The following is a 12,017-nucleotide window of genomic DNA, read 5'->3' as shown; positions in this document are numbered from 1 at the left end:
CGCACTGGATCTGGGTGAACACGGTTCCAGCAGTCTGGTGACCAGGAACGACAAGAGCCGTGTAACGAGAGATTGTTACGCACGGTTCTGTGGGAGCCCAGGGCTGAGACGCCCGGGGCGACCCGACCGGTGGTACCCGCGGCAGGGCTCGGCCGCGCGGGCGGCGACCACGGCCGCCCAGACCCGACTCCCGATAGCGCGACACCCAACCCGACAACGTCTGCCGCGCCACCCCAACCTCACGAGCGACCTCGGTCACCGAACCACCGGCCAGCACCGCCAGCACAGCCCGATACCGCTGCTCGACAACGGACATATCCACCAGGGCCAATCCCGGCCTCCTGACACACGACGCCGCAACGACGCACGACAGACTGACCGAAAACAGCACCTGTCACCCATGTCTTGGGACGGACGTGTCAAGCATCTCCCGGGACAACACAGGCAATGGCCATGGGGTGTCAGGCCCCAAGACCTCTGCGACAGATCCGGCTCAGGAAGTAGGTGACACTCCGGCTAGATGATCTGTTGCTCTCCGACGCCTATTGAATCGGAAACTTGTGGTCCGGTCCCTGCCACTGGGACGGAAGTTCTTCGACCTGCAGGTTGGAGAAGACCAGACTCAGGTCATGGGCGTTGGTCTGGATCCGGACCTCGTGGAAGTCGATGCCGACCGCTGCGGCCCAGTGTCGGGCGGCCGGTGAGTCGGCGATGAGCGTGGCCCCGGGGTAGAGATCCTGCCAGTTGACGCCCCAGACGTATCCGTCGAGGTCGACGCCGATTTCGTAGGTGATGAGCCGGTCATCGAGGGACTTGCGCCAGGTGTCGGCGGGCACGGTTGTGGTGCAGGTGGCCTGCACGCAGTGGCGGAACAGGTAGCGCAGCGTCGCCGGCGCGATCCCGCTTCGCGGATCAGTGGTCGCGTGGATCACGAGTTGGTAGTCGCGCATGTAGTTCGTGAAGCCGTAGCGGAGCAGGGCCTGGTCGAAGACGTCGTCCAGGCCCTGCTGCAGTCTCACCGGATCCATGCACGCAGTTCTACCTGCCGCTGTGATCTTTCTGCTAGGCCTCCCACTCGGGTCCGCGTCACCCGGGGCAAAATAACTCTGGGTGACGACAGAGACGGGGGTGCTCTGCTGACCGTGGCCCCCAGCTCCTAGGTAGATCACCCTGTCAGTGGCTGCTGAGAGGGCGTCAAGGTGGACGCTTCTGGTCGCGTTATTGGCGGGAGAGTGCGCGAGTGAGGCCTGCCAGGATGGTCGTTGCGAGGATCCACCCTGCAGTGATCATCGCCGCGGCGAGCCACTGTTGTGCGCCGCGCGGGCCGAAGGCGCTCTCCTGTCCGAAGCTGATGATCGGGAGGAGCAGGTCCAGGGTGTAGAGGAAGGCGTTGAAGGGGGGAGCCTCGCCTGGCTTGAAGGCCGGTGGCTGGTGGGCGGTGAAAACGACCGTGCCGACAAGGAGAAGGGCTGCGAGCCAGAGCGCAGCGCGGAAGGGTCGGTAGCCGTACCCGACGGTCCAGTCCTGCATATATCCCCACAGCCGTGCCCCGAGCCGCCGCCCCGAGCGGCGGCGACGCTGTTTGGCCAGCAGCACGTCCCGAGCAGCCTCATCGTGGCCCTGCCGGCGGTAGACGGCGGCCAATTGCTCATAGGGTTGAGGTTGGTAGTCCTCCCTGGCCAGCCAGTCAAGTCGCTCCTGGACAGGCAGGGGAGCCTCCAGGCTGTCATAGGTGAAGCCGTTCATCAGGACGTGAGCAGGCCACCGGCTGGGAGCGTCATCGAGTACGCCGACCCGACTGTGGCGAAGGTCGACGGCCCGCAGCAGTTCCGTCTGGGGCCCGATCTTCAGCGAAGCCGCTTCTACACCACGAAGGTGAAGGTCACCGTCGATGGTGGTCTCCGCAAGGCACAGTGTGGCGGCGATCCGGGAGTTCCTGATCGAGACGTCTCCCGTGGCCGCGAAGCCTTCGCAGCAGTCGATGCCCCCGCCCGCGATCACCTCCCACAGGGACAGAACCCGCCCGCCGGGATTACTGAGGGCGGCACCGTGAAACTCCAAGCTGCCCTCGATTCGGGCGTTGATGAGCACGATCTCCCCGTCGGCACGGAAGCCTTCGCTGCAGCTGAGCCTGCCGGTGACCCCCAGCCGACGCAGGGAAAGCGCCGTCGCACCCGGGTTGGACAACGTCCCGCCGTCGAGGTTGACCGATCCGCGGACCTGGGTGGAGTCCAGAAAGACCTCTCCGTTCGCCGCAAAACCTGGTGTGAGCCGCAGTCCGCTGCCGATCTCCATCAGCGGCGCGTTCAGCGCGCGTCTTCCCGGATTGGCGAGGCTCGCCTGCGCGAAACGGAGCGAACCAGCCACGCGGGCTCCGCGCAGAAGGACTTCACCTTCGGTCGAGAAGCCGTCATCGATGCGCAGCCCGCCCTCGACACTGAGTCTCTCCGCGTTCAGGGCGATGCCGTCCGGGTTGGACAGCTGGGCTCCGCTGAAGACGCACCGGCGCCCTATCCGGGCGTCCTGCACGCTCAGCTCCCCCCAGGAGCGGAAACCGCGGGCACACGACAACCCGCCGTCGATGACGACCCCCTCGGCGGTGAGGCTGAAGCCGCCTGACCGCCCGACCCGTGCGCCATCGAGGGTCATCGTCCCGCCGATCCTGGCGCCAACAACGCGTAACTCACCGTCGATGACGGCGTTCGCGCACAGAAGATCACGGTCGACAATCAGGCCGTCGGCATGGACGGCCTGAAGTGCGTGGATCGCTGCGCCGCTGAGATTCAGTGTCCCGGACACGTGGGCCCCGGCGAGCTGGATCGGGCCGGCCATCTCGCAGCCTTCCAGGCGCAGTGCCCCGCCGATCACAGCGTCTACGGCCTGCAGTCCGGGTGCCCGGGAGGCCGCGAGGTCCACCAGGCCGGTGCGGGCTCCGGTGAAGACCGGCGTTTCCTCGAACTCGCACTTGGTCAAGATCAGAGGGTGTTGTACCTCGGCGTACGACAGGTCCAATCGGCCCGCGATCCGGGCGCCGGACAGGTGCATGCCGGGCGTCTGCCCTTCAAGGCGTTCCCGGGCGCCGAGCAACATCCTTGCGATGATCGCAGCCCGAACGGGGGTACCGGGAAGATCCACAGGACGCGCTGCGGGAAACGCCTCCCAGAGGGCGAGTTCCGGCTCGGACAGATCCTCGATGATCACAGGGCACTCCTGGAAGGTCGTATGCGTCGTTAAGGAGAGCCTCCAAGGTCACCACCTGTCTTAGCAACCTTCATGTTTCATGCCCGGCCTATCCCTTGGATCGCAAAGTGCGCGATTCGCAGAAATGACCGATTGTGAGAGGTCAGGGTTTCCCTTGTTCGACGAGACGTTCGCCCAGGTCACCGCTCGCAGAACTCCTCTCACAACCGGAACGTTCTGAGAGACGGTTCTGAGACATCCACGACCTGCGCGAACGCTCTACTTTGCCCCTGGTGACACCGACCCGAGCGGGGCCCCTGCTAGCGCTGAGGTTTGCGGACTTTGAACCGGGCGATCGGTTTGGTGGTGGTGCGGGCGACCTCGGCGATGACCTGGCCGGCGCGGGTGATGCGGAAGGTGGCGTCGGCTGCTTCGACGGTCACGGTCGCTGCGGCGTGGCCGACGCCGATGCGCTGTCCGGCGACGGCGATCCAGCCGCGGCTGCTGACCCGCCGCTGCACCTGAACGGGTTCGGTGGCCGGTTGGGGTGCGGGTCCGGCGGGGTGGGCATCGCGCAGGCGGGCCGTGGCCTCACCGGTGAGTGGATTGGGCAGGGTACGCAGCAGCGTGCGCCCGTCGCTCAGGTGCAACAGGGCGCCCTCCAGGCGGACGGTCAGTCGGCGTCCGGCGAACGGGGAGCCGACCGGGTATTGCCGGCCGCCGAGGGAGACCAGGCCGGAGGCGTTGACGGTCCGCTCCACCTCGACCGCCGCGCCGGCACCGGGGTGGGCCGGTGTGGTGGTGGGCTGGATGTGGGTGCCGCCCTCGGCGATCAGCTGCCGCAGGTGCTGCGGGGTGAGCCGGGAGGGCACTTTCTTGATCCTGACCCCGGCGGCCAGCAGCTCGACGGTGCCGGCGTCGGCTCGCAGCCTGAGTGTCAGGCCCGCGCGGTGGGTGCCGAGCCAGAACTGCTGCCCGCAGACGGTCAGGTTGCCCGAGGCGGGCACGATGCGGGTGAGCTCAACGGCCAGATCCACCGGATCGATCTCGTTTCCTGGTATCACCGGTCCTGCTGCCTTGAGCGGCAGTGGCGTCATCACCGGCTCAGGGGGAGATTCGGGCTCAGGTTCCGTCTCAAAGGCGAAAAGCGCTCCTGCGGCGTGGAGGGTCGCCGGCAGGCGCAGCGGCAGCCTCTCATCGCAGCGGGGCCGAAAGCGGTCGGCGGGACGGGCCATGTCCACCCCCTGGTGGGGGCGGTGAGTGTTGTAGTCGGCGACGAAGGCGTCCAGGGCTCGCTGGGCGGTTGCCGAAAGAATCCGGTGAAGGTGCCGGCATCCTGCGGCGCCGAGCTGGTCGACGCGATTGCCGAATCCGTCGTCGCCCTTGATGACCCCTTGATCAGCGATTACCGAAAGGATCCGAGTGCGCGGGTACACCCCGTGACATGGGAAAAAAGACCGGCAAGACCGTCAAGGGTGATTCCGCTCGGATCCAGGCCGCAGCGGCGAAGAACCCGGACAGTAAGACCGCGCAGGACGGATTCGACCGGCGGGCCCAGTCCGCAGCCGACAAGCACGAGCACGACGAAGACGACGAGTGATTGCCGAATTGTTCTTATAGGCCCCGGACTCCTATAGCTACGCCCAGCCGCAAAGTAGTGCTGTCGTCCCAGGTCAAAACCCGGGACTCCCGAAGCTACGGCAGGGGTGAAGTAGCGATGAGTAATCATGACCACGGCCCATGGAGGGCGCTTTGTGACAACCGGGAAACCGGCGGAGCAGGGCAAGGACGGCCTCGGTACGGGTGGAGTCGCGTATTCAACTGTCGCGAGTTGTCGTTCCCCTGGGCCCTATTGGTGACGTTCCGTGCTCCCCGGAGGCGTGGCGGTTCAGTCGTGGAACCCGCGGAAGACGCCGTCCGCATCCGCGCTCTCGGCGAACTCGCCGAAGTCCATGTTGCCGATGGAGAGGTTGGCGTGAATCCCAGGGATCTCGGAGGGGATGACGCGCATCTCCCATGTGAATTCCAGCTCGATGACCAGGAACAGCATCTCCTGCGAATCGACGGTGACCTTGTCGGCGATGACGAGGATCGGGTCCTTGTAGCCGTCCGGAAGCAGGGCGAGGATCTGCTGCACGGTGAGGCCTTGATAGGCAGGGTCCTCGACGACCTTCACCTGGCCTGAGAACTCCTTTGCCCAGCCGCCCTTGTCGATGTCGCCGAGCGAGGTTCGTACAGCCTGCCATCGTTCCTGGTCGGAGAAGTCGGTACGCACCACGAGCAGGGCATCGGCTTTGGGCAACATGTCCATCGGACGATCTTCGAGGCGAAGCCGGTGGCTCCGCAAGTACGGCATTTTACTGGTGGGGTCGCGTATTCAACTGTCGCCGGTTCCCCGTGAAGCCCGGCCTGGATGGTAACCGTAGGTGATCTCCGGCAGGGTATCGGCGTGCGACAACGGGGCCGAGCTCCTGGAGAGCACCGCGGGCTCGGCCCGCGCCTTCTTCGCCGTGTTCTCCTCGCGAATCCGACCGGCTGGCCTGGTATGTTTGAAAACTTTGTTCGTACCGGGAAGGACCGCCATGGACGCCCTCTCTTTGCACAGCCGGTTCCTCAGCGACGCGCTTCCTCGGATTCAGCAGGATTCGAGAGTGGCCGGTGTTGCCGTCGCGGGGTCACTCGCGGGGGGACACCCCGACATCTACTCCGATGTCGATCTCATCGTGGTCATCGACGACGAGGTGTTCGGTTCGGTCATGAAGGAGCGTCTCGCACTGATCGGCTCGTGGGCCGCCCTTGTGGCGGGGTTCACCGGGGAGCACGTCGGCGAACCCCGCCTGATCATCACGCTCGTCGGGCCACCCCTCCTCCATGTCGACTTCAAGTTCGTGCGGGCTTCCGAATTCGCCGAGCGCGTTGAGGACCCGGACATCCTGTGGGACCGAGACGGCGGTCTGGCCGGCTCCCTCGCGGAGCATCCGCTGGCAGTCCCGCCGCTCGACCTCCAGTGGATCGAGGACCGGTTCTGGATCTGGGTGCACTATGGTGCGACGAAACTCGGCCGCGGTGAGCTGTTCGAGGTCATCGGCTTCCTCAGCTACCTGCGCGAGGCCGTGCTGGGTCCTCTGGCTGCTCAACGGGTGGGTGCATCACCCCGCGGAGTCCGCCATCTCGAATCCATCGCACCGGATGAGGCGCGTGACCTTCGGAGAACTCTCTGCGGTTACGACCGGCACGACGCCGGTCAGGCTCTCCTCGCCAGCGTCGAGCTCTACCGGCAGTGGCTCGACGACACCGAAGCGGCGATCGAACGCCGCCGCCACGCCGAAAAGCTCGCCGTGCAGTACCTCCACGATGTCATCGATCCGGCGAGCTGACCCGCCGCGCACACCGTCGGGCGGCGGCTGTCTCACGGTGAGGGCCAAGGGCGCCAACGACGGGCCATCGAAGACCTCGCCGCCGCCCACATCGTTCGGCGACATTGTCCAACGGCAGTTTACTGTTGAGGTCGCCTATTCAACTGCCGGAGTTGTCGGTTCGGTGGGGCCTGCTGGTGACCTTCCGTGTTCTCCGGCGGCGTAGCGGCTCCAGGCTCCGCCGCCTTCCCGGAGGAGACGAGCAGTGATCCCGTCGTGATAGCCGAGGGCGTCGGCGACGACGGGAGCGGGCATCTCAAGGAGTTGCTGCCGGATGGCGGCGCCGCGGGCAGCGGTCACCGGGATGCCGATCTCGTTGAGGAGGGCGGACAGATGGTCGGGGCGGCAGGGTTGGCCTGCTCGGCGGCCAGGGAACAGCCAGCGAGAGGCTCTGTTGGTGGCGGTGTTCATGTTGTCGCGGGCCGCGATGTAGTGCAGCAGTAGGGATGCGGCCGGCTCAGGGACGGGTGAGGGCGGATCCCCGAGCCGCAGGAACACGGCTTCTCCGTCGCGGAGCAGATCGTCGACGGTGAGCCGGACGACCCGCGTAAGGGGTTGCGCGTAGAGAAGCACGATGATGCCGGCCACACGCAGAAGCTGGGGAACATCGGCATCGAGTAACAGGCAGCAGAGAGCAGCCAGGCGCTCCTCCTCGGTCAAGGGTGCCTGACGGGAGGCCTTCATCGCAGGCAGGGACAATGATCGTGAGCACTTACGGCTCTGCATGGCCCAGGCGAGGAAGACTCGTAGCCGTTTGCGGGCATGCTCCGTGTTCTCGGCATACCAGGCGTCGATGTCGCTCTGGCGGCAAGAGACGAGGATGCGGTCGCGCTCGGCGAGCCAGGCCAGGAATGCAGTCGCGTATCTGATCTGATCGGCGGCGTTGCGACGAACGCTGGGGGTGATGTTGCTCCGCTCGGCGCGGTTGCGGAGCACAGGAAGGACGCGCCAGGATGCGAACAGCCGGATCGTCTTGACGTGCTCCGGGTTGGCAACGCTGGCCAGGTGGCTGGGGAGCCAGCGTTGGAAGGAACAGATGTACTTGTCGACGGCGGGCAGGACGCCGCTGGCCACGAGGAGTTCTTCCAGGTGAGCGATGGCCCGCCAGGGCTGGAGTTCGTGGAAGGCGTCGCGGGTAAGCGGGATCTGCCCGCGAGCGAGCCGTCGCAGAAGAGTCGACGCTTTGCCTGGATGGTTGGGCCGCATCGCCAACCAGGCCAGCCCGCTGGCGGGCCGTTCCATCGCCACCAGCAGGCTGAACAAGGGGGTCAGCTCCGGGCGGATGCGGCCGGTGCCATCGTCCAGGACGGTGGTGAGCCGGTCGCTGAGGGTGCAGCGCTCACAAAGTCGCCCACCCAGGAGAGGGCTGTGTGATGTGATCAGGGGCGGTCCCGGGGCTGGTAACGACAGCCCCGGGACTATCCCTTCTGGGCTCGGGTGGCGATGCGGTCGCGGGCCTCGGCGACGTGGTGCCAGACGTCCTCGCGGGCGGCCGGGTCCATCTGGGTCAGCATGCCGTCGCGCATGGTGGTGGTGCGGCTCAGGCCGTCCCACAGGGCCACCAGCATCGCGTCGGTGTAGCGCTCGTCGTCGGTGGTGTGTTCGGTCGCTGCCGCGGGTCGGCGGTCTCGGCCGGCCGTTCGGCCCGGGGAGGGGGCGTGCGGGGCCTCGGGGCCCCACCGTTCGTGGGCGGCCTGGCGGCTGGTGCCGACCGCGGATCCGATGTCGGCATCACCCGCCAATCCGCCCACGAACGGTGGGGCAAGACGACCGGCGCCCCCGCCACGTTCGCCGACGCGCTCGCCGCCGCGGCCGTCGGCGTAGAAGGCGCCTACCCCGAGGCCCTGCTGTGGGCCGACGACGTCCGCCAGGGCGCCGAGGACCGGCTCGGCGTCGGCCCGACCGACGAACGCGCATGGGACGACCCCGCCTACGGCGCCGCCCTAGACACCCTCCGGGCCCTGGACGAAGCCACCGCCCGGATGCACCAGGCACACGCCAAGGCCCGCGACGCCCTCACCCCGCAGACCCCCGGGGCCTGAACTCCGGGATGTCCCCCATGCGTCTTGATGAACTGGAGTCCCCGATGACCTACACCGCCGCCCAGATCCGCACCATGGGGTGCCGTTAACGAAGCTGTCACCCGCCGCCATTTAGGTGCTCACCTGCGGAATCTCAGACGCGGAGTCTGTCTCTGCCGGCCGGTACGTGGCGGGAAGAACCATTCCCGTGAGCCGGGAACCCGCTCGTGACGTGCGCCTATCCCGGAAGATCAACTTTTGGGCGCTCGGGCACACGTTCGTTAACGGCATCCCTACACCGACGACGAGCTCGCCGCCGTCCAGGTCGTCGTCACGGGCGACGTCGACGGCGCCTCATGGGTCATCGTCGCCGGCGACATCCTCGGCACCGTCCGCCGCACCTGTCGGCCCGGGGAACCCAGTCGGGATGGGAGGCCCGTCACCGCGGCGGCGCCCCCGCCTACCACCTGAGCGGCAAGGGACACAGCAGCCATCCGGCTACCCGGGACAAGGCGGTCGCCGAGCTGGTGGCCGACGTTCGCCATCGGTGGGCCGAGCGGCGGCAGCACAGATCCAGTGACTGAGCCTTACCGACCACAGCCCGATGTACCCATCAGCGTTTTAAAAACCAGTTGGAAACCGGTCGCTGATCAAGGCGCCGACCAGAACGTGGCTGGCCCCAGGTGGTCCGTCCACTCGCGGCGGAGAGCGTCCTCGACGTCGTCGGGGGCGTCACCATGCAGGCCAGGGGCGGCGTGGACGCGGCGGCGCTCGGCGTCGTGCTCGGCGGGGGTGGCGACTCGGGCCCACAGCGGACCGCGCCAGCCGCACTCGCACACCGCACACCAGCCGACCGCGTCCCGGCCATCCAGCAGACCGGCCGGTTCGGCCTCGCCTTCCGGGCCCCAGCGCACCACCACGGCACCGCCGGTCTCCGAGCCCACCGAGACCCTGCCGTCTGAAAACTCGGCAGCGGCCCATCCCTCGTGTGCGCAGTCGTCAGTTTCCCAGACCATACCCACCTCCCGATCAATTATCAGGCGTTCCAAAGCGTCAGGAGTAGGGCCTTGGGCGACAACGGAACGGCCGGTGGCGTTAGCGAGCCGACCGTTCCTAGTCGCTCAAGGCCCGAGCCGCATTGCGCCTTTCGCCGACGTCCGGCCCGCTCCACGCCGCCTCCGCACAGCGGAGGCGGGCCGCTTCGGCAAAGGCGCGCAACGGTGAGCCCGAGTTGAGGTGCCGCCACACCGTCGAAGCCCAAGCCCGTGACAGGCGCTCTTCGAAGTCGGCGGGAAGGAAACGGTCGACCGGTGTCGACGGTCACAAAATTCCCCAGCTAGAGCTGCCGTAGCATCACGTAATTCCCCACCCCCGCCGTCACGTAATTCCCCATGGGGACGACGGTGGTGGGTTTCGGGGTCCTGGCCATCGAGATAACGGCACGCTTCCCTCGTTCAGTGGTCGAGCGATCGAGGGACAGCTCGGATGGCAAGGAGAACGTTCACCGTGGTCGACATCACCGAGATCTACGTCCACTGGTACGCGGGCCGCTCCAAGAGCGCGGTCGCCACCTCACTGGGAGTGGATCGCAAGACGGTCAGGAAGTACCTGGCCGCGGCGGAGGCCGCCGGGATCACCCCGGACGGACCCCCAATGAGCCAGGCCGACTGGGCCGCGCTGATCAAGCGCTGGTTTCCCGAACTGGCCGACTCCGCGCTGCGGCAGATCACCTGGCCGGAGATCGACAAGCACCGCGACTACATCAAGGGCCTACTGGGGACCGTGACCGTCACCACGATCCACCAGCGTCTGCGCGATGAGCACGGGCTCAAGGTGTCGATCTCCTCCTTTCGCCGCTGGGTGCACGCCACACTGCCCGAGCAGGTGCACCGCGCGCAGGTGACCGTGCTGCGCCAGGAGATCGAGCCGGGCGCGGAAGCGCAGATCGACTACGGCTTCCTGGGCCAGTGGACCAACCCTCGCACCGGCGCCCGGCACCGGATCTGGGCGTTTGTGATGGTGCTGCCGTGCTCGCGGCACATGTTCGTGCGGCCGGTCGTGCATCTGGACCAGCACGCGTGGACCGAGGCGCACGTGGAGGCGTTCGGTTTCTTCGGCGGGGCGCCGCGCCGCCTGGTGCCGGACAACCTGCGCACCGGGGTGGACAAGCCCGACCTCTACGACCCGAAGATCAACAAGGCGTATGCCGAGCCGGCCGCCCACTACGGTGCGCTGGTCGCCCCGCCCGGGCGGGCAGGCCGAAGGACAAGCCTCAGGTCGAGCGGCCCATGCCCTACATCCGTGACTCGTTTTGGCGCGGACGGGAATTCGTCTCGGTCGAGCACATGCAGGCCGAGGCGACTCGCTGGTGCATGCAGGTGGCAGGGCGGCGGCAGTGCCGTCCGCTGGGCGGCGCCGCCCCCGTGACCGTGTTCGAGGCTGTCGAAGCCGAAGCATTGTTACCGCTACCGACCCGGCCGTTCACGCTGGCCCGCCGGTCGGCGGCCACGGTCGGGCCGGACATCCACATCAGGGTCGGCCGCACCCTGTATTCGGTGCCGTGGAAACTGATCGGCAGACGCGTCGACGTGCGTTCCACCGCCACCATGGTGCAGATCTTCTGCGACGGCGCGTTGGTCAAGACACACGCCGCTCTGGAACAGGGCAAACGCACCGATCCGGGCGACTACCCGCCGGAGAAGATCGCCTTCCAGATGCGCACGCCGCTGTGGTGTCGCACCCAGGCCGATGAGGCCGGCCAGTCCTGTCGCGCGGTCATCGATCATCTGCTGGAGGTCAACGCGCTCTATCGGCTACGCGCCGCCCAAGGGGTGGTGGGCCTGCACGCCAAGTACGGCCAGATGCGCCTGGAGGCCGCCTGCGCCAAGGCGATGACGGTCGGCGATCCCTCTTACCGCACCATCAAGGGCATCTTGGTGGCCGACACCGAGACCGAGCCTGAAGTGGAAAGCAGGTCGGAGCACCCGTACAGGCCTTGGATCACATCTTGGAAGACGGGCCGCTGACCTGCATATCCGTTGTTTTCTTCGCCGTTACTACCGGGACCCCAAGCTCGGCCAGCCCTTCACCCGCTGGTCCATCCGCAAACTCGCCGCCTACTTGCCAAAAGCCAACGGCCGCGTGATCCGGATCGGGCGTTGGGCCAACCCGATCGAAGCCCATTTCGGACCGCTGCGGCGGTTCACCGTTGCCAACTCCAACCACCGCAACCACACTGTCCAGACCCGGGCTCTGCACGCCTACTTGCGCTGGCGCAACCAGAACGCTCGCCACCCCGACGTCCTCGCCGCCCAGAGAAGGGAGCGCGCTCGCATCCGCAGCGAGAAGGGGATCCGCTGAGGAGGACGGCTCCTGGACGTGGTCTGATCAGGGCGACCTG

General features: G+C 67.1%; 12 protein-coding genes and 2 pseudogenes. 6 read left to right on the top strand and 8 right to left on the bottom strand.

The window, feature by feature from the left end:
* The 4 genes from IG98_RS55040 to IG98_RS0141220 form a co-directional block, all read right to left on the bottom strand.
* A partial coding sequence (locus tag IG98_RS55040; protein WP_425428152.1) for a helix-turn-helix domain-containing protein occupies positions 1–316 on the bottom strand: 316 nt, incomplete at its 3' end.
* 226 nt (positions 317–542) lie between these two features.
* Positions 543–1,028 carry a YxiG-like protein gene (locus IG98_RS0141230; protein ID WP_030925521.1) on the bottom strand — a complete coding sequence of 162 codons (486 nt, stop codon included), beginning with the start codon at positions 1,026–1,028 and terminating at the stop codon, positions 543–545.
* A gap of 190 nt (positions 1,029–1,218) precedes the next feature.
* Positions 1,219–2,916 carry an oxidoreductase gene (locus tag IG98_RS47840; protein WP_157594815.1) on the bottom strand — a complete coding sequence of 566 codons (1,698 nt, stop codon included), beginning with the start codon at positions 2,914–2,916 and terminating at the stop codon, positions 1,219–1,221.
* A gap of 584 nt (positions 2,917–3,500) precedes the next feature.
* Positions 3,501–4,616 carry a hypothetical protein gene (locus IG98_RS0141220; protein WP_051753588.1) on the bottom strand — a complete coding sequence of 372 codons (1,116 nt, stop codon included), beginning with the start codon at positions 4,614–4,616 and terminating at the stop codon, positions 3,501–3,503.
* Between the two features lie 8 nt (positions 4,617–4,624).
* On the opposite strand from IG98_RS0141220, the gene IG98_RS51520 reads away from it, so the two are divergent.
* Positions 4,625–4,780 (top strand): hypothetical protein, encoded by a 156-nt coding sequence (locus IG98_RS51520; protein WP_157594814.1) that lies wholly within the window; start codon positions 4,625–4,627, stop codon positions 4,778–4,780.
* 288 nt (positions 4,781–5,068) lie between these two features.
* Here the strand turns inward: IG98_RS51520 and IG98_RS0141210 are convergent, their stop codons facing one another.
* Complete coding sequence (locus IG98_RS0141210; protein WP_030925513.1) at positions 5,069–5,491, bottom strand: DUF6924 domain-containing protein; 423 nt, start codon at positions 5,489–5,491, stop codon at positions 5,069–5,071.
* A gap of 271 nt (positions 5,492–5,762) precedes the next feature.
* On the opposite strand from IG98_RS0141210, the gene IG98_RS0141205 reads away from it, so the two are divergent.
* Positions 5,763–6,557 (top strand): nucleotidyltransferase domain-containing protein, encoded by a 795-nt coding sequence (locus tag IG98_RS0141205; RefSeq protein ID WP_030925510.1) that lies wholly within the window; start codon positions 5,763–5,765, stop codon positions 6,555–6,557.
* A gap of 135 nt (positions 6,558–6,692) precedes the next feature.
* Here the strand turns inward: IG98_RS0141205 and IG98_RS46010 are convergent, their stop codons facing one another.
* Both IG98_RS46010 and IG98_RS51515 read right to left on the bottom strand, forming a co-directional pair.
* Positions 6,693–7,859 (bottom strand): site-specific integrase, encoded by a 1,167-nt coding sequence (locus IG98_RS46010; protein WP_211264335.1) that lies wholly within the window; start codon positions 7,857–7,859, stop codon positions 6,693–6,695.
* Positions 7,860–8,014: 155 nt separating this feature from the next.
* Complete coding sequence (locus IG98_RS51515) at positions 8,015–8,164, bottom strand: hypothetical protein (RefSeq protein ID WP_157594813.1); 150 nt, start codon at positions 8,162–8,164, stop codon at positions 8,015–8,017.
* 90 nt (positions 8,165–8,254) lie between these two features.
* On the opposite strand from IG98_RS51515, the gene IG98_RS0141195 reads away from it, so the two are divergent.
* Positions 8,255–8,638 carry a hypothetical protein gene (locus IG98_RS0141195; protein WP_030925506.1) on the top strand — a complete coding sequence of 128 codons (384 nt, stop codon included), beginning with the start codon at positions 8,255–8,257 and terminating at the stop codon, positions 8,636–8,638.
* A gap of 629 nt (positions 8,639–9,267) precedes the next feature.
* Here IG98_RS0141195 and IG98_RS0141180 read toward each other — a convergent pair.
* Positions 9,268–9,633: a hypothetical protein gene (locus IG98_RS0141180; RefSeq protein ID WP_030925502.1), complete on the bottom strand. Its 366-nt coding sequence runs from the start codon at positions 9,631–9,633 to the stop codon at positions 9,268–9,270.
* A gap of 490 nt (positions 9,634–10,123) precedes the next feature.
* Here IG98_RS0141180 and istA point away from each other — a divergent pair.
* The 3 genes and pseudogenes from istA to IG98_RS49700 all read left to right on the top strand — a co-directional run.
* Positions 10,124–10,926 (top strand): annotated as a pseudogene (gene istA, locus IG98_RS52900) (IS21 family transposase); the annotation flags it as partial.
* Positions 10,927–11,040: 114 nt separating this feature from the next.
* Positions 11,041–11,643 (top strand): Mu transposase domain-containing protein, encoded by a 603-nt coding sequence (locus tag IG98_RS52895; protein ID WP_211264333.1) that lies wholly within the window; start codon positions 11,041–11,043, stop codon positions 11,641–11,643.
* A 133-nt stretch (positions 11,644–11,776) separates the two neighbouring features.
* A pseudogene (locus tag IG98_RS49700) lies at positions 11,777–11,977 on the top strand (IS630 family transposase); the annotation flags it as partial.
* Positions 11,978–12,017 lie beyond the last annotated feature (40 nt).

Origin of the sequence: Streptosporangium amethystogenes (assembly GCF_000721075.1) — a bacterium.
In the GTDB taxonomy this organism is placed as follows: Bacteria; Actinomycetota; Actinomycetes; order Streptosporangiales; family Streptosporangiaceae; genus Streptosporangium; species Streptosporangium amethystogenes.
Note: the sequence above shows the minus strand (reverse complement) of the source record. Positions and strands in the feature narration are given on the sequence as shown.

Excerpts from the sequence above, each read along its gene's own strand:
- IG98_RS0141230 (WP_030925521.1), bottom strand. The coding sequence starts at position 1,028 with ATGGATCCGGTGAGACTGCAGCAGGGCCTGGACGACGTCTTCGACCAG.
- IG98_RS51520 (WP_157594814.1), top strand. The coding sequence starts at position 4,625 with ATGGGAAAAAAGACCGGCAAGACCGTCAAGGGTGATTCCGCTCGGATC.
- IG98_RS0141210 (WP_030925513.1), bottom strand. The coding sequence starts at position 5,491 with ATGGACATGTTGCCCAAAGCCGATGCCCTGCTCGTGGTGCGTACCGAC.
- IG98_RS0141205 (WP_030925510.1), top strand. The coding sequence starts at position 5,763 with ATGGACGCCCTCTCTTTGCACAGCCGGTTCCTCAGCGACGCGCTTCCT.
- IG98_RS51515 (WP_157594813.1), bottom strand. The coding sequence starts at position 8,164 with ATGCTGGTGGCCCTGTGGGACGGCCTGAGCCGCACCACCACCATGCGC.
- IG98_RS0141180 (WP_030925502.1), bottom strand. The coding sequence starts at position 9,633 with ATGGTCTGGGAAACTGACGACTGCGCACACGAGGGATGGGCCGCTGCC.